This is a genomic window from Pseudoalteromonas sp. P1-7a (assembly GCF_001401855.1).
In the GTDB taxonomy this organism is placed as follows: Bacteria; Pseudomonadota; Gammaproteobacteria; order Enterobacterales; family Alteromonadaceae; genus Pseudoalteromonas.
In genome coordinates this window covers 86,017-102,307 of record NZ_LKDU01000001.1, presented here as the reverse complement: position 1 = coordinate 102,307, position 16,291 = coordinate 86,017, and the positions used below count along the sequence as shown (strand labels likewise).

Below are 16,291 nucleotides of genomic sequence, written 5' to 3'. Positions count from 1 at the left end.
CCCAATATAAGTACAACCAAGGAGCGAATATGTCACAATTACAATCGGCGCAGCTCAGCCCTGTCGAAAATCAAGCAATATTTGAGCAAAACGGGTTACCTCCTCAATTTAATCTCGATCAGTTTATTAACTACCAAATAGCGTCTTTGCAGGGGCTTTCGGCTGTACAACAAGCTATGGCTAAAGCGCAAAAGCCGTTTTCTGGCGTGGCGGTTAATACGCTTGCCGCCACTGTTAACGATGTAGATTTAGCTAAACCTCTCGCTGATTTCCCGGCGGTATTAAACGAGCTTAAAAGTGTGTATTTAGATCACGCTGTGTATTTTCATCACCCGCGTTATATGGCGCATTTAAATTGCCCCGTTACCTACCCAGCGGTTGTGGCTGAGCACATCATTGGCGCAATCAATACCTCAGTAGATACTTGGGATCAAAGCGCTGGCGCGACTCTTATTGAACAAAAATTAATTGATTGGAGCTGTGAAAAAGCAAAGCTGCCAAGCACTGCCGATGGCGTTTTTACCAGTGGTGGTACGCAATCGAACTTAATGGCCATGTTAGTTGCACGCGAAGTAGCTGTGAGTCGTTATGCACCAAATCATGAAGTAAAACTACAAGGTTTGCCTGATGTCGCCTCGCGTTTTCGTATTTACTGCTCAGAGGTAGCGCATTTTAGTATTCAAAAGGCTGCGGCGTTATTGGGCTTAGGTTATAACGCGGTAGTACCTGTGGCCACAAACAATAAAATGCAAATGGATATGGACGCGCTTAACCACGCAATTGCCGATTCTAAAGCCAAGGGCGATTTACCTATTGCCGTAGTTGTTACCGCCGGTACCACCGATTTTGGCTCAATTGACCCAATTGAAGACATAGCAAAGCTTGCCAAAAAAGAGCAGCTTTGGTGCCATGTTGATGGCGCATACGGCGGCGGATTATTGGTAAGTGAGCATCACCGTAGTGCTTTAAATGGCATAGAACAAGTAGATTCAATTACCATTGATTACCATAAATCGTTCATGCAACCGGTTAGCTGTAGTGCGTTTTTATTAAGTGACAAACGCCACTTTAGCCATATTACCCTTTACGCCGACTACCTAAACCCATTAGCTGAGGCCGGCAATGGCACGCCAAATTTAGTTGATAAAAGCTTACAAACCACACGCCGTTTTGATGCCCTAAAGCTTTGGTTAACACTGCGCACCATGGGCGAGGCGCCACTTGGGCGAGCGTTTGATAAAGTAATTGGCCTTGCTCGTCAAACCCACATTGTACTTAACGACCACCCTGATTTTGAAGTTATAAATTACCCAGAGCTTAGCGCACTGGTATTTCGGTTTGCACCAGAGGCGCTAAAACAAAATCCCGATTTACTCGACTCCCTAAACCTGCACGTGCGCCAAACATTTTTAAACACCGGCGACGCAATGATTGCACGCACCAAAATTAACGGCCGTCATTATCTTAAATTTACGTTACTTAATGCCCAGTGCCAATTGAGCGATGTGCGCGCTGTGCTTGAGCAAATTAGCACTATTGCGTGGCAAACGTATAAGGAGCAAAAATAATGAGCAACCAACCTTATGACTTTATAGCCATTGGTCTTGGCCCGTTTAATTTATCGTTAGCGTGTTTAAGTGAGCCACTAGAGGGCGTTAAAAGCTTATTTTTAGAGCAGCGTAGCCAATTTGATTGGCACCCCGGCATGATGCTAGAAGGTGTTACTTTGCAAACGCCATTTATGTCTGACTTGGTGACTCTTGCAGACCCTACCAGCAAGTACAGTTTTTTAAATTATGCCAAGCTTAATAACCGCTTATACCCATTTTATATTCGTGAGAGCTTTTTTTTACTGCGTAAAGAATACAACCTCTATTGCCAGTGGGTGTGCTCGCAGCTGAGTAACGTAAGCTTTGAGCAAAGTGTAACCAAGGTTGAATTTTGCCAGCAAAGTGAGTGCTATACCGTTACCTGTAACACCCCAAATGGGGAGCAGCACTATGTTACGCGCCACTTAGTGCTTGGCACCGGCCCTGCCCCGTACATTCCTGATTGCGCAGTGCAAAGTAATTCAAATAACGTACTGCACAGTAGCGACTTTTGCCACCGCCTAGATGAGCTAAAAGCTGCTAAACGCGTTACGGTTGTGGGTGCTGGGCAAAGTGCTGCCGAAATTTATCACACCTTATTACAGCAAGCCGTGCCAAACGGTTTACAACTAGATTGGATTGCGCGATCGCCGCGTTATTTCCCGCTGGAGTACACCAAACTCACTCTTGAGATGACTTCACCTGAGTATGTAGATTACTTTTATAATTTAAAGACCGAGCAACGAGATTGGCTTAATCAAAATCAAAAAAACTTATTTAAAGGCATTAATGGCGATTTAATTAATGACATTTTTGACACCCTTTACGCGCAAAGCTTAGATGGGCCAATTTCTACTACGTTTAAAACTAACAGCAAGCTTACTAATACACGTAAAAGTGCTGGGCGCTTAGTGACTGAGTTTTACCATCAAGAGCTAAATGAAGCCTTTAAAATAAAAACCGATTATTTAATTTGTGCCACGGGCTTTAAATACAAGCGCCCCGCTTTTTTAAACCCCATTGCGCAGCAGCTACCAGAAGACGATCAAGGCCGTTATATAGTAAGCCGTGAATACGCAATAGATACCGACCAAAAGCGTATATTTGTGCAAAATGCAGAGCAGCACACCCATGGTTTTGTAACCCCCGATTTAGGCATGGCGTGTTATCGAAATAGTATAATTTTGCGCGAAATACTCGGTTATGCGCCGTATCAGGTTGAGCAAAAAATTGCATTTCAGTGTTTTGATTTAAGCGATGTAGAAACCCATTCACAGCAAAAGAGTAACGCCGCATGAGTTTACGTTTAGCGCTTATTTTGCTTACGGTTATTTCGGTGGTGTGCGACACCTTATTACTGCCGTTTTATCCGCAATTTTTTGCCAGCGAATTTTCTGTAAGTAACCCCACACTTATTGGGGTGTTTGTAGCTAACTGTTGTATTACGGTTATGTTGGCATTACCGCTGTGGGCAAAGGTTGTCAAAAAATACCACGAGCTGGCTCTTTGGCTTGTAACCCAAGTGATTGCCGCATGCTTTGGTTTGCTTTGTTATTTTGCAACTAACGTGTGGGAATTTTGGTTTTATTACCAGTTTATGTTGGTGCTTAAAGCCAGCTACTTGCTTATCTACCCGTTTGCACTGCGTTTAGAGCAGCAAAGTAAGCACCTTTCTATTATTGGGTTGTTTTCGGTACTTATGCACTTTGGTGCTATTGGCGGCGCGTTAGTGGGCGGTTACTTTTTTAGTTTAAACGAACCGCGTTATGCATTGTTATTAAGTGCGGCGGGCGATGTAATACAAGTGCTGCTGTGCGCCTATTTAATGCTGAGCTTAAAGCTAGGTATTTATCAGCAAGCGACTGAAAGCGAAAAACCACGTACTCGCACACCTTATTTTATATGGCAATTTTGTTTTATAAGCGTGGTTGTTTACTTTAGCGCCTTTTTAATTAGGCCATTTTTTACGACCCATTGGCAAGGAATGAGTGCGCAAAGCAGTGCATTTCAAAGTGCGCTTGTGTACGCCATTCCTGCTTTTGCAGCGCTACTAATGCTTTTGTTTAACCACTTTAGGCAGCATTTACCTCTTCCTACGCTTAGCCGCACCAGTACATTTTCGTGCGCGCTTATTTTTGGCGCTATTGGGCTTTATTTACAGGCGCAAGAGTCGGTGTGGTTAGTCGTCAGCTCGCGCATTCTATACGGTATAGCGCTGTTTCAAGTAATGGTTTTATTAGAGGTTATGTTATTTGCTAAAAGTGAGCCTGCTCACTACGGCAGTGATTTTGCCAAAGTGCATGTTGCGCAAAATATTGGCGTTATTTTAGCGTCGTTATTGGTGGGTATGAGTGTGGAATATTTTAATACCACCGTGCCTTTTTACTTTGCTGCCATTGGCTTTGCAAGCCTTGGCGCTATTTTGCTCTGGCGCGTTAAATTTGTTAGCCAAGCCGCACACACAGCCACTTAATAATTAAAAAGATTTAGGAGTTTTTATGTATTTTTCATCTTTTGTAACCACGTTACAACACACAGGTAATGTGACTATGCGGTTACTAAAGCAAAGCGATATGCCTATCATTTGCCAGTGGCTTACCCTGCCTTATGCGCATTTTTGGGGTATGAATAAACACACACCCGAGCAAATGTGCAGCGCCTACCAAGATATAATAAACAACCCGCATCATCATGCGTATGTTATTGAGCAAAATAATGAGCTACTAGCCCTTGTTGAGCTTTACAACCCCGTGCACGACAAGCTACTTGCGGCTGCCTATGAGGTAATGCCAAACGATACCGGCATGCACATTTTACTTGCCCCAAATACACGGCCAAAACGCCATTTTAGCTTTGAAATAATGCAGTGTGTATTACACAGTATTTTTACCCATAACGATAATGCGCGCGTAGTGGTAGAGCCCGATATTGCCAATAGTAAAATTCATACCTTAAATAAGCGTTTAGGCTTTGTGCATACTAAGCAAATAACCCTTGGTGAGAAAAACGCATACCTTGGGTTTTGTAATAAAGCCGCGTTTGAAGCGCACGTTAATTTACACCACAAAATCCAAGCCCCCATAAACACCGACTATGTAAAGTTTGATCATTGGCAGTGGGCAAATAGGCACTTACAAAGTAAAGCCATTAGCGAACTTGTACACGAGCGCTTATTGGTTGCAGAGCAAACCCCGCACGGTTTTAAAGTAAATATTGAAGGGGGTTACTTTTTATTTAACGGCCGCGCTATGGCGCTTAACCACATAGATATAGACGAGCCAAGTTTATGCTTTTATAACCTTAACAATGAGCAAGTAGCGCTTGATGTGCTGCACTTTTTTAGTGTGCAAGGCCCTGCGCTGGGGTTAACTGGCGAGCGTTTAGCCACCTACCTTGAAGAGCTTAATGCCACACTTGCCAGTGCCTGTTATAAACGCGAAAATAACACCCTTAGCGCAGCCGAACTTGCGAAATTAGGGCTGCAACAAATAGAGGCGGCAATGAGCGAAGGCCACCCTGCGTTTGTGGCTAATAATGGCCGAATTGGCTTTAGCAAAAGCGACTTTTTACGCTATGCGCCAGAAATAGGCAAACCGTTTAAAGTACTGTGGTTAGCGGCGCACAAAACAGTATGTGATTTTGCCCACAGTGAATATTTTAGTGACTACCCAAGCCACATTAGTGACGAGCTTGATTTAACGACCCGTGATGCGTTTAACAAAGCGCTACAAGCGCAAAATCTAAACCCCGATGACTACCTATTTATACCTGCCCATCCGTGGCAGTACCAACACAAATTAAGTGTGGTGTTTGCTAACGAGTTTGCCAATAACCGCTTAGTGTATTTAGGTGAAGGTGACGATCTATATCAAGCGCAGCAATCTATTCGTACGTTATATAACTGCTCACACCCACATAAACCGTATTTAAAAGTGGCGCTGTCTATTTTAAATATGGGCTTTATGCGCGGGCTTTCGCGCGCTTATATGGCGGTTACTCCGGCCATAAACGATTGGGTGTTTAATAAAGTAAACCACGACCCAACACTTAGCGCGTGTAACTTTACAGCGCTTAGAGAGTACGCCACGTTAGGGTATGTGCATCACACCTTTGAGCAAAGCGCATTGGGCGATACGCCGTACCGTAAAATGTTTGCGTGTTTATGGCGCGAAAACCCAAACCATAATTTACAAAATAATGAGCAGCTCACTACCATGGCCGCATTGCTGCATCTAGATAACCACGGTAAAAGTATGGCAGGTGCATTAATAGATCAAAGCGGCTTAAATGCAAACGCTTGGCTACAAAGCTACTTTAATGCCTACCTTATCCCGTTAGTGCATTGTTTTTATGCTCATAAACTGGTGTTTATGCCCCACGGCGAAAACCTCATTTTAAAGCTTAAAAATTCAGTACCTGTAGGCGCCTACATGAAAGACATAGGTGAAGAAGTGGCGCTACTTAACAGCACTGAGTCTTTGCCTGAGGAAGTATCGCGCATTCATATTGCTATGCCTAAAGAGCTTGAATTACTAAGTATATTTACCGATGTATTTGACTGCTTTTTCAGATACCTAGTCGCTATTTTAGTAAGAGAAAAACGCATAACCGAGCACGATTTTTGGCACGGCGTTGCGCAAAGTGTAAAAGTGTATCAACAAGCCAACCCGGCCTTAAATGCGCGCTTTAAAGAGTATGACTTTTTTAGTGATGAATTTGCGCACTCTTGCTTAAACCGCTTACAGCTTGGCAATAATAAACAAATGGTTGATTTAACCGACCCCGCAGGCAGCTTACAGTTTGCCGGAAGTTTAAATAACCCGGTATCGGCAACGCTGTATGGCTAAGCCCATAACCCTTGCGCACTTTTTATTTAGCCCAAATGAGCCGGTTGCAGCGGCTTACCCAAGCTTAGATTTAGTGCGCAAATTAGCGGTTTTTTGCAAGGCGCATTACCCACATGCGCCTACGCAATTTATTAGCCGGCATTTATATTTGCAGCTTTGTTGGCAAACTATGTATGCCTATTGTTATTGGTATACGTGTAAACACAACGCGCATAACCCCATGCACTTACAGTTAAATATTAGCGGTGCTTACAGCCGGGGTTTTAACCTCACAGGTGGGCCTATATTAAGTAAAACTGATCAAAACAATGTTCTTATTGAGTTTATTAACTGTGTAGGTAAGTGGATAAATACCGATTATGCGCTGAGTAATACAGAGCAAGGGCGCTTATTACTCGACACCCTTAACAGCGCATTTGAGCGCGCTCATAGCTTAAATTTAGCAAGTGCTGAGCACATTACGCATTGCCATCAACAGCTACATAACTTAATCAGTAATCACTTTAATTTACACACCCCATTTAAATTAACGGCCGAGCGCTTAACGTGCTGTCGTTATTATTTAGCAGGTTATAACAAATGCCAAACCTGCCCTAAAAAGGATATTAAAAGCAATGAACACACGTCTTAAAACGATTGACCTTGCCCGAGGTGCGAGCGTTTTTATTATGATTTTAGTCCACACGTTATGGATGTACTCAAGCACAGCGCTTCAAAGTGAAAGCCTATTTGGTGCTGTAATCCATATACTTGGTAAAGGTACCGCCTCGTTTTTAGTGGCAATGGGGCTATCTATGGCGCTTTCGCGTAGGCAAACACCCCTGCTGTTAATTAAGCGCGGCATACAGCTTTTACTACTTGCCTATTTAATGAATGCGGCAAAGTTTTGGTTACCTATTGAGGTATTTAATACCATGCCCGAGGCGTTTATAAATGCGTATGGCTGGCAAAGCCCATTGAGTGCTGGGCAGTTACAATTTATGGTGCTGACAGGTGATATTTTACAACTTGCCGGGGTTAGCTTATTGCTGTTTGGTACGCTTAATATTGCCCGCTGGAAAACCTCATGGATTGCTTTTTTAGCCGTTGCTATTGCACTTGTAAGCCAGTTTGTAAGGGGGCAGCAGTTTGCGCTTTCGCCTTATATTAGCGATTTGTTTTTTGCTAATAACTACCAAGTTTATTTTCCGGTATTTCCGTGGATAAGCGCTATATTAACCGGCTACGTGCTTGGGCGTTTATACATAAATAGCCAGCATAATGCAGCGTACTTATTTAGCGTGTGCGCAAAGTTAGGGGCTGCGTTACTAATCATTGGTTCAGCATGGTTATTTATTGATTTTAAAGGCCAGTTTGGTAACTTTTTTCACTTAAATGGCGGCGGTATTATTTATTTAATTGGCTTAAATTTATGTGCTTTAGCTTTTATAGAGTATGCCATTGCAAATAAATTTAATGGCCCTATTACTCGGGCCCTTTTATATGCGAGCAAACATGTTACCGCTTTGTATGTTATTCAGTGGGTGCTTATTTGCTGGTTTATGGGTGTGTTTGGTTATCATACGCAGTCGCTTGTGCCAACGTTGTGCCTAATGGCGCTTATGAGTTTACTCACTTTTGCAGTACACAAAATGTATTTGCAAACTAAGTTAACTCTACTTGGTTTTAAGCAAAAACCTAAACGTGCAGCATAAACTGTAAAGGGGCTTTACGGGCGCAGTTACAGGCGCCCTAGCCTGCTTTTATTGCTTCAATTACGGTATTCATGCGCTTTGCCATTGGCCTATTTCGGTTATGGCATACATAAATATTTTCGCTAATGGGGTTTGCTAAACAATGCGCTTTTATAAGCGCGGGTTTATTAAATGCACTTACTGCATGCGCAGGTAAAACCGTAAAACCCAGCCCTAAACTTACCGGCTCCAGTATTAAACTTATTTGGTTAGAAAACCCCGTGCGCTTAATTTGATCAACATGTTCAAACTCACTGTAGTTTTCGCTTAGTAGCAGCTGCGCGTGGTGTTTTGCATCGGGATGGCCAATAAAGCCAAGCTCACATAAAACCTCCCACGTTGGGTTTTTAATATGTGCGGGCGTTACTAATAATAAGGCTTCTTTACCAATTTTGTGGCTAGTAACTTCGCTAAGTGTGGGAGCTTGAGTTAAAAACCCTATGTCGGCACTGTGGTTTGCTACGGCTTGCTCTACGCTTGTATTGGGTGCAAAGCGATAATCAATATTAAGCTCGGTATGCTTTGCCTGCAGCGCTAACAACTGGCTATAAAATTGTAGCCCACAACTACCTGGCGATTGTATTTTTACCAAGCCGCTGTAAGGCGAATCATCTTTTAATTGTTGTTCTAAAAATTGCCATTCTTTTAATAATAAACTGCCTTGTTGATACAAATTTTGCCCATGTACGGTAAGGGTAAATTGTTTACCGTGGCGCTCTAATAGCGCGCAGTTTACTTGCTGCTCTAGCTTTTTAATGTGCTGACTTACGCCAGATTGGGTCATAAATAAGCGTTCGGCTGTTTGGGTAAAATGATTTACCTCAACCAAGGTGCAAAATGTATTTAACCATGTCGGGTTTATCATTACAAAACGTACTCAAAATGATGATTAATGATAATTTTACTTAATAAAGGCTGATTCGTAAACTAACTCCATCAACTCGTTACAAAACAAGCTACACGTTAAAAGAGGACATATTATGAGTCATACATATCCACGTAGTTTTTCGCACATTGGTATTTCAGTACCGGATGTTGAAAAAGCAGTAGAGTTTTACACTAAGGTGATGGGCTGGTACACCATAATGGAGCCTACCGTGATCACTGAAGATAACAGCCCCATTGGCGAAATGTGTACCGATGTATTTGGTCCAGATTGGGAAAAATTTAAAATAGCGCACCTTTCAACAGGTGACCGTATTGGTGTAGAAATTTTTGAATTTAAAGACCAAGAAAACCCTAAAGATAACTTTGAATACTGGAAAACCGGTATCTTTCATTTCTGTGTACAAGACCCAGATGTAGAAGGCTTAGCAGATCGTATTGTTGCTGCAGGGGGTAAAAAGCGTATGCCAGAGCCACGTTACTACTACCCTGGCGAAAAGCCATACCGCATGATCTACATGGAAGACCCGTTTGGTAACATCCTTGAGATTTACAGCCACAGCTACGAGCTTATTTACAGCGCAGGCGCTTACTAAGTCGCACTTAGCTTAAAGTACATAGTTTAAAACAAAGGCCGAAGTATTTATTACTGCGGCCTTTTTGTTTATTACATGATTAAATTTTTAAAGGTGTTAACTTTTAGCACCAAGCGAGCTATGTAGGGCATTTTTATAGGCCTCATACGCGGGTATAGCTGAGGTAATAATAGCCGCAACAGTAATAACCGTTATTACTTTTAGCGTTTCTACATTAAGCATGTTTGCATTTAAAAATAAGCCATAAGTAGCGCCTAGCCAATCACCTAAAAGCCATAAGGTTAAGCTAAGTAAAGCCGTTGCAGCTGCGCTTGCCAGTATTACTAAAATTAACGCCTCTACCAGTACTAAGCTAAAAATAACGCTTGGCCCTGCGCCCAATACACGTAGCACGGCAATTTCGTTTTTACGTTGTGCCATAGAGGCAAGTAACATGGTTGATAAGCCAAATAACGACGATACCAACACCAAAATACCAATAATGCGTAATAGGTTTTCAACCGTTGCCATCATTTGCCAAAGCTCGGTCATGGCAACACCAGGTAACACTGCCATTAACCTGTCGGCTTTATAATTGTTTATATCGCGCTGTAATTTAAAGGTTGAAAACTTAGACTTTAAACCCAGCATTACTGCGGTAATGCTCTCGGGTGTGGTGTTTACTGAGTCTACATTGTTAAGTAATTTAGCTTGTTTTGCCGGTGATAAATGTATGGCCTCAATGGCGTTTAAGCTTACATGTATTGTTTTATCGACCGGTGTGCCTGTTGGGCTAAGTATACCCTTAATTATAAAGGGGGTGTTGTCGTGATGGGTAAAGCTTGTGTTACCAATACCATGAGCAATCACTACGTTTTGGCCAACTTTATAATTGAGCTTTTTGGCTACATCGGCCCCTATTACCGCTTCAAATAATGCGTTAAATGGCTGGCCGCTACTAAAAGTAAGTGGTTGCTTAGTGCCGTATTTAAAGTGTTCAAAGTAGCTATTATTGGTGCCCATCACTCTAAAACCACGATGCGAGTCGCCAAGCGAAATAGGGATTGCCCATTTGACTAATGAACTGCCTTTTAGGGTTTCATAGCTTTTATAATTAATATTACTGGTGGGGCTGCCCATTCTAAATACCGAATAAAGTAAAAGGTTTAACTGCCCGCTAGGTGCGCCCACAATCATATCTACATCAGAGATGGTTCTGTTAAAGCTCTCTTTGGCTTGCTGGCGAATATGCTCAACACTTAACAACACGCTTATACTTATTAGTAATGATAAAAAAGTAAGTATGACCGATTTGCGCCTACTGGCTAAGCTGCTCCACGCTAACGATACTAGCATTTGCTGCCCTCCTCTTTTAAAAGCGAATTTACATTTACACTGCGCTCAAAAAATTGTTGTAAGTGCATATCGTGGCTTACAAATACAAGCGTTATGCCGTGCTGCTTACATAAATCAATTAGCAGGGTCATAAATGCATCGCGCGATGCGGCGTCTAATGCCGAGGTGGGTTCGTCAACTAATAACAGTTTAGGTTTATTTATTAAAGCGCGGGCAATAGCTACACGTTGCTGCTGGCCAACACTTAATGTATTTGCTGCTTTGTGCAAAATAGTCGTCGGTAATTTAAGCGCTAAAAGCAGTGCGCTCGCCTCTTGCTCTATTTGCGTATTGCCCGTTTTAGCAAAGTAGCTAGCAAGTTGAATGTTTTTTAAAACACTTAAATACGGTATTAAATTAAATTGCTGAAACACCACGCCAATGTTTTGCGCTCTAAATTTATCGCGCTTTTTTGACGAAAGCGTTGAAAATGCTTGCTCAAGTAAGGCTATATCGCCACTTTGCGGTGTGAGCACCCCTGCTAATAAATTAAGTAATGTGGTTTTACCTGAGCCAGATTCGCCATGTAAAAATACCTGTTCCCCCTGTTTTATTTGCCAAGTAGGAATACAAAACGAGGTTTTATCGGCTTTGTGGTACTTATAGCTAAGTTGGTTAATGTGTATGGCAAAGGGAGTTGAGGCCGCAGAAATTGTATTAGGCACGATGAGACTCCTATGGTTTGATAAGTGTTGATATGTTATAACGTTTTTAGTTAAGCAATAAGCTAATTGAGATAAAAATATGTCAAAATATGTAACTAACATGGTTGCTTGGTGTGTTATTGCCGTGGCCAGTTTAGTATTTACTTGTGAGTCAGCGGCTCAAAGTACAAGCTACGAAGAAATAGAGTGGATTCAGTTGATGCCTAAAGATGATTTAGACGCGCTGCTAAATCCGCCTGAATACTTAGAAGAGATCGTAGATGGCTCAGAGCAAGACACATTAAATAGCCTGGACGCTAAAGCGTTTGATAACGAGCAAGATAAACGCTATCAGCAAGCTTTAAGTTCAGTACGAGTGATTGAAAGTTACAACAATAAAAAGCTGCGTATACCTGGCTTTATAGTGCCGCTTGAATCAGAAGAAGGTAAACGTATTAGCGAATTTTTTATTGTGCCTTATTTTGGTGCGTGCCTACATATGCCACCGCCGCCACCTAACCAAATAATTTACGTGAAGTTTGATCAAGGTGTTGATCTTAAAAGCCTGTATGACGCATTTTGGTTTGAAGGCACACTGACTATAAACACCGTTGAAAACGAATTAGGCACATCGGCTTATCAGCTTAAGTTAGACAATGTATTACCGTACGAGGATTAAAGTGAAATACATAAATATAAAACGAGGATTGTGCGGTTTAGCTTTTTTGAGTTCTTTAGGCGCTGGTGCGTGTGAGTTTCATGCGGGCGTGGGGTTAAATCAGTTTCATCCTTTTGCTCGGCAACACTTTCAGCCTCCTATTTTACAAAATTTCTCGTTTGAACACGCTAAACAAGCACAGGTAAAAGTGGGTAACCCCAGCACGGCAAGCTTTAGTTACTTAGTACCAAAACGTTACAGCGCGGTAAGTGTAAAATTTGTTGTACCTAAAAATATAAAATTAACTGGGGCTGCTTCTGTGCAACTTGCCAGTACACGCGGTATTCATCGTTTAAAATATGTGGCAAATAAAGCAGGCAATAGTGAAATCGTCATTCAAATTAACGGTATTTTAAATGCAAAGCCCTTCACGCTTGAACAAAAAATAAGTGTGGCGGCCAGTTGATATAACTTACATTTAGGTTAAATACAAAAAGGGCTAACGTAACGTTAGCCCTTTTTTTATGCCTAAATTAAAAGCAGCTTTGCTGCAATTTATGCGTTTTTACCACAACACTTTTTATATTTACGGCCGTTACCACATACACACGGATCGTTTCGCCCTACCTTTGGCGCGTCACGTGTTACAGGGCTTTGCGGTGGCGGGCAGCAGCTTGTGTTAGTGCAGCCTGAGCCTGTTGGGGCTGGTGATTTATCGGTCATATTACTCTTCCTTTTTAATAGTATTTACCACGAACCATACATAGGGTTTGGTAGTAAAAATAATGATTTACCAAGCTTGGGTTGTAGCGTTTTTATATTGGCGCTTTCTTGTGTTACGCCGCTAAAATCTTCTATGTTATCTCCCACCTGAAATTTAATAACTTGTGGTTGCTGCCAGTTATTATTTTGCCCACTTGGTGAAAAACAATCGGCTGTGCCTTGTTTTATTTGTTGGCGGCGTAAGTCTTTATCGTTAATAAATTCGTTGTTATTAACGGCGTTTTTGTCAGCCTCTGAACGGCCAATTAAACAGGTGTTTTCAACCGTTATAGGCAAGCCAACGGCTTTAAGGTTATTCCACGTGTGTAAATCGTTTTGCTTATTACGGTTAGTAACAAGCGCTATTTTTCCGCCGTGTTTATACACTGTTTCTATAAACGATTTAGCACCAGGTACCAGTGTGGCTTTTTTGCTTGCAACCCATGCCTGCCATGATTGTGGTGTATATCCTTTGCCGTTAAGCTCGGTTTGTTTTTGATAAGCTGAATTATCAAGCACGGTTTCATCAACATCCATCACGGCTACCCAGTTACTTCCTGTGTTTGGCAATTGCATTACTGCTGCTTTTGCTTGTTCATAGGTTGTAGTTGCTAGTGCTTTGTACTCTTTACTGGTTGTTTGCCATAACACTGCCGACGACAGTGGGTGCGCATTAGCAGCAAGTGAAACCGATACAGCGCAGTGGTCACTCAACATGGCTTTGTTATCCATATTTTTGAATTTATGTACCTGAGCCGACGCTTTTATATTTTGTGCATTCATACCGCCAACAATAATGTGATCGATAGGCGCCGGATAGCGTGCTTGGCACCCTAATAATTGGCTGGTTGTAATACGAGTTGAGCGCTCATCACTTAATAAAGTGCGGGTTAACCTATTGTAAGGCGCTGATATACGGTGGTTAAAATCACCTAATATTACGTAAGGCGTGCCTGCTGTTTCGTGTTTTTCAACCCAGCTATTAAGCACAGGTGCTTGTTGTGCATAAGTTTTACACGCGGGTGAGTCGCTTTTTAAGTAGTCGTCTACAAAACAGCCGCTTTTCATATGTACGTTAAGTATATCGGTTGGTCCTTGCTGTGTATTAACTGTTATTTGTAATCCGTAGCGCAGCCCTGTTTTTGATAGACCAAGTGGTTCAAAGGGTTCAATATTTAATACCTGCACTGTTTTTTTAACCGCAAAAGCGACTTTCTGTTGGGTAGATTTAGCCCCTGTTTTTCTACACGTATATGCAGGGCTAGGCGCTCTACTCGATACCATTAGTTGCCAGTCGTCTTCAGAGAATATTTGCTCTAGCGCCTCTTTAGAAGCCACTTCTTGCAGGGCGATTACATCAGCATTTAAGTTATTTGCGTAGGCTTTCATAGCCTCAATATCGCTAGGCGTTCTGGCTCTACAGCCTGTATCTATTGGGTATGCAAGGTGCTCAACATTCCAAGTCGCTATTTTTAAAGCAGGTAGAGTTTGTGCTTGTAGCTGCGAGGCCGGCTGCGCTGAAAAACTTTCATTAGTATTTTTGGCTAGGTTAGATGTACAGCCAACACTAAGCGCACTGACTAAAGCAATGGTTAATGTATTAAATGTGTTCATGGTTGGTTTTCTCTGAGTTGGTTTTATTATTAATTAAGCAGTTCATGAGTTGTTGTTCCCACATAGAGTTAATTTGTATCGCTATTATTTCTATACGACTTTCTTGGCAATCGTTTAAGGGGGTAACGGTTAAGGTTTGCTCCGCTAGGTTAAAGCCTACAAACCCTTCGTCTGTTTTTATAACAGCTTTAATTCGCTCTACTTTTAAGTTGCTAAACAAAGCGTGCAGCGCGGTTTTACTAAGTATGTGTGCTGCACTAATACGCCAACCAATACTTTGATAGCCTTGAGCGCTATTTTTAATGCACAGTATGCCATTTGTGGGTAACGGCACTTCACGGATATTAATGGCTGAGTTTGTATGAGTATGCGCAGTGCAAGGCGCCGATTGGTTATAGTCGCACTCACCTTGTAACAACTCAGGCGCTATTTCACCTTGTGTAGTAAATACAATTTGCTGTGTTTGGTTTGCGCGGCTTATTACATAATCAGTTAATGTTTCAGTGTCATTTTGAGCGTATAAATCGTGCTTGTTACCTACAATAATATCTGCAATATCAATTTGCTGATTAAACGTAGCATGGCTTGTATAACGTGAGTCATTGAGCTTTCTGGCATCAACTAAAGTAATTGTTTTTTGTAAGCTCAGTACATTTTTATAATGCGATGATGAAAGTGTTTGTAATACTTCTTTTGGGTGGCCAAGCCCTGTGGGTTCAATTAAAAGCCTGTCTGGTTTTGCTTGTTTTAGCAGCTGATTAAGTGTAACTTGCATTGGCACGCCTGCGGTACAACACATGCAGCCACCGGGTACTTCGCGAATAAATACACCACTGTTTGGGCTTTGTTGCCCATTAAGTAGCGCGCCATCAATACCTACTTCGCCAAATTCGTTTACTAATACTGCCCAGCGCTCAGTGAGTGGTTTGGTTTTAAGTAGCGATACAATAGTGCTGGTTTTTACGGCACCTAAAAACCCACTAATAATATTAGTGGGTATTGCCTTTAGCGTTTGCTTATTAGAGTTCATTAGCCAATTTCTTGTAACCTTTTACCAAATCGTGATTTGCCGACACCACCGATTCAGAAAATGTTGAATATTCTGGCGGCACTTTGCTTATGCTGTTTAAATCAAAGCCGGGTTCTATATTGGTCATTGGCGGTACATGAAAGTCTTTAGGTAAATCTAACCCATCAATTACACAGTTATGCCTTACTACACAACAATTGCCAATTTCTGATCTAAATACTACCGAGTTAAAGCCAATAAATACATCATCCCCTACGCTGCACGGGCCATGTATAATTGAACGATGCGCTATAGATGTACGCTCGCCAATGGATACCGCCGCCCCCGATTTTGAATGAATAACCACGCCATCTTGTATGTTTGAATTTTTTTTAATAATAATTGGTTGCATATCGCCGGTGTCGTCTACTTCATCTGCGCGAATAACCGCATAAGGGCCAATAAATACGTTGTCTTCAATAATTACTTTGCCGCAAATAATGGCGGTTGGGTCTATAAATGCACTTTGCGCTACGCTTGGCATGTGGCCGTTTGGGTTTTTTCTTAACATGTTTATTCC

Annotated in this window: 16 protein-coding genes; 9 read left to right on the top strand and 7 right to left on the bottom strand. The window is 41.9% G+C overall.

Translation table 11 applies throughout. The features are described 5' to 3' along the window. Positions 1–29: 29 nt before the first annotated feature. From AN389_RS00525 to AN389_RS00500, 6 genes are read left to right on the top strand one after another with little or no spacing between them, the layout of a single operon-like run. On the top strand, positions 30–1,568 hold the full coding sequence (locus tag AN389_RS00525; protein WP_055018994.1) for an aspartate aminotransferase family protein: 1,539 nt from the start codon (positions 30–32) through the stop codon (positions 1,566–1,568). Then, complete coding sequence (locus AN389_RS00520) at positions 1,568–2,887, top strand: lysine N(6)-hydroxylase/L-ornithine N(5)-oxygenase family protein (protein ID WP_055018993.1); 1,320 nt, start codon at positions 1,568–1,570, stop codon at positions 2,885–2,887. Before AN389_RS00525 ends, AN389_RS00520 begins: the two co-directional genes overlap by 1 nt. Further along, positions 2,884–4,062 (top strand): MFS transporter, encoded by a 1,179-nt coding sequence (locus AN389_RS00515; RefSeq protein WP_055017049.1) that lies wholly within the window; start codon positions 2,884–2,886, stop codon positions 4,060–4,062. Before AN389_RS00520 ends, AN389_RS00515 begins: the two co-directional genes overlap by 4 nt. Positions 4,063–4,087: 25 nt before the next feature. Next, entirely contained in the window at positions 4,088–6,436 is a 2,349-nt protein-coding gene (locus tag AN389_RS00510) for a GNAT family N-acetyltransferase (protein WP_055018992.1), read from the top strand. Next, positions 6,429–7,067: a hypothetical protein gene (locus AN389_RS00505; RefSeq protein WP_055018991.1), complete on the top strand. Its 639-nt coding sequence runs from the start codon at positions 6,429–6,431 to the stop codon at positions 7,065–7,067. The genes AN389_RS00510 and AN389_RS00505 overlap by 8 nt, the downstream gene beginning before the upstream one ends. Beyond that, positions 7,051–8,130 (top strand): heparan-alpha-glucosaminide N-acetyltransferase domain-containing protein, encoded by a 1,080-nt coding sequence (locus tag AN389_RS00500; protein WP_055018990.1) that lies wholly within the window; start codon positions 7,051–7,053, stop codon positions 8,128–8,130. Before AN389_RS00505 ends, AN389_RS00500 begins: the two co-directional genes overlap by 17 nt. 37 nt (positions 8,131–8,167) lie before the next feature. Here the strand turns inward: AN389_RS00500 and AN389_RS00495 are convergent, their stop codons facing one another. Then, positions 8,168–9,034, bottom strand: coding sequence for a LysR family transcriptional regulator (locus AN389_RS00495; protein ID WP_055018989.1), 867 nt, complete (start codon positions 9,032–9,034; stop codon positions 8,168–8,170). A 115-nt stretch (positions 9,035–9,149) separates the two neighbouring features. On the opposite strand from AN389_RS00495, the gene AN389_RS00490 reads away from it, so the two are divergent. Continuing rightward, positions 9,150–9,650 carry a lactoylglutathione lyase family protein gene (locus tag AN389_RS00490; RefSeq protein ID WP_055018988.1) on the top strand — a complete coding sequence of 167 codons (501 nt, stop codon included), beginning with the start codon at positions 9,150–9,152 and terminating at the stop codon, positions 9,648–9,650. A 96-nt stretch (positions 9,651–9,746) separates the two neighbouring features. Here the strand turns inward: AN389_RS00490 and AN389_RS00485 are convergent, their stop codons facing one another. After that, positions 9,747–10,985 carry an FtsX-like permease family protein gene (locus tag AN389_RS00485; protein ID WP_055018987.1) on the bottom strand — a complete coding sequence of 413 codons (1,239 nt, stop codon included), beginning with the start codon at positions 10,983–10,985 and terminating at the stop codon, positions 9,747–9,749. After that, the gene (locus AN389_RS00480) at positions 10,979–11,689 is read right to left on the bottom strand and encodes an ABC transporter ATP-binding protein (RefSeq protein ID WP_408003038.1); all 711 of its coding nucleotides are present in this window, start codon (positions 11,687–11,689) and stop codon (positions 10,979–10,981) included. The genes AN389_RS00485 and AN389_RS00480 overlap by 7 nt, the downstream gene beginning before the upstream one ends. A gap of 79 nt (positions 11,690–11,768) precedes the next feature. Here AN389_RS00480 and AN389_RS00475 point away from each other — a divergent pair, with 79 nt between their 5' ends. Further along, positions 11,769–12,347, top strand: a complete 579-nt coding sequence (locus AN389_RS00475; RefSeq protein ID WP_055018986.1) for a DUF3299 domain-containing protein — start codon at positions 11,769–11,771, stop codon at positions 12,345–12,347. Between the two features lies 1 nt (position 12,348). Then, on the top strand, positions 12,349–12,792 hold the full coding sequence (locus AN389_RS00470; RefSeq protein ID WP_055018985.1) for a hypothetical protein: 444 nt from the start codon (positions 12,349–12,351) through the stop codon (positions 12,790–12,792). 89 nt (positions 12,793–12,881) lie between these two features. Here AN389_RS00470 and AN389_RS00465 read toward each other — a convergent pair whose 3' ends face one another. From AN389_RS00465 to AN389_RS00450, 4 genes are read right to left on the bottom strand one after another with little or no spacing between them, the layout of a single operon-like run. Next, positions 12,882–13,049 (bottom strand): SEC-C metal-binding domain-containing protein, encoded by a 168-nt coding sequence (locus AN389_RS00465; RefSeq protein WP_055018984.1) that lies wholly within the window; start codon positions 13,047–13,049, stop codon positions 12,882–12,884. A gap of 24 nt (positions 13,050–13,073) precedes the next feature. Beyond that, positions 13,074–14,702: an HAD family acid phosphatase gene (locus tag AN389_RS00460; RefSeq protein ID WP_055018983.1), complete on the bottom strand. Its 1,629-nt coding sequence runs from the start codon at positions 14,700–14,702 to the stop codon at positions 13,074–13,076. Then, entirely contained in the window at positions 14,689–15,732 is a 1,044-nt protein-coding gene (locus tag AN389_RS00455) for a GTP-binding protein (protein ID WP_055018982.1), read from the bottom strand. The genes AN389_RS00460 and AN389_RS00455 overlap by 14 nt, the downstream gene beginning before the upstream one ends. Next, on the bottom strand, positions 15,722–16,282 hold the full coding sequence (locus tag AN389_RS00450) for a carbonate dehydratase (protein ID WP_055013555.1): 561 nt from the start codon (positions 16,280–16,282) through the stop codon (positions 15,722–15,724). The genes AN389_RS00455 and AN389_RS00450 overlap by 11 nt, the downstream gene beginning before the upstream one ends. Positions 16,283–16,291: the final 9 nt, after the last annotated feature.

Bases quoted from the DNA above. Each gene is read 5' to 3' on its own strand.
- AN389_RS00510 (WP_055018992.1), top strand. From the start codon at position 4,088: ATGTATTTTTCATCTTTTGTAACCACGTTACAACACACAGGTAATGTG.
- AN389_RS00505 (WP_055018991.1), top strand. From the start codon at position 6,429: ATGGCTAAGCCCATAACCCTTGCGCACTTTTTATTTAGCCCAAATGAG.
- AN389_RS00485 (WP_055018987.1), bottom strand. From the start codon at position 10,985: ATGCTAGTATCGTTAGCGTGGAGCAGCTTAGCCAGTAGGCGCAAATCG.
- AN389_RS00490 (WP_055018988.1), top strand. From the start codon at position 9,150: ATGAGTCATACATATCCACGTAGTTTTTCGCACATTGGTATTTCAGTA.
- AN389_RS00455 (WP_055018982.1), bottom strand. From the start codon at position 15,732: ATGAACTCTAATAAGCAAACGCTAAAGGCAATACCCACTAATATTATT.
- AN389_RS00495 (WP_055018989.1), bottom strand. From the start codon at position 9,034: ATGATAAACCCGACATGGTTAAATACATTTTGCACCTTGGTTGAGGTA.
- AN389_RS00460 (WP_055018983.1), bottom strand. From the start codon at position 14,702: ATGAACACATTTAATACATTAACCATTGCTTTAGTCAGTGCGCTTAGT.
- AN389_RS00515 (WP_055017049.1), top strand. From the start codon at position 2,884: ATGAGTTTACGTTTAGCGCTTATTTTGCTTACGGTTATTTCGGTGGTG.
- AN389_RS00525 (WP_055018994.1), top strand. From the start codon at position 30: ATGTCACAATTACAATCGGCGCAGCTCAGCCCTGTCGAAAATCAAGCA.
- AN389_RS00520 (WP_055018993.1), top strand. From the start codon at position 1,568: ATGAGCAACCAACCTTATGACTTTATAGCCATTGGTCTTGGCCCGTTT.
- AN389_RS00500 (WP_055018990.1), top strand. From the start codon at position 7,051: ATGAACACACGTCTTAAAACGATTGACCTTGCCCGAGGTGCGAGCGTT.
- AN389_RS00465 (WP_055018984.1), bottom strand. From the start codon at position 13,049: ATGACCGATAAATCACCAGCCCCAACAGGCTCAGGCTGCACTAACACA.
- AN389_RS00450 (WP_055013555.1), bottom strand. From the start codon at position 16,282: ATGTTAAGAAAAAACCCAAACGGCCACATGCCAAGCGTAGCGCAAAGT.
- AN389_RS00475 (WP_055018986.1), top strand. From the start codon at position 11,769: ATGTCAAAATATGTAACTAACATGGTTGCTTGGTGTGTTATTGCCGTG.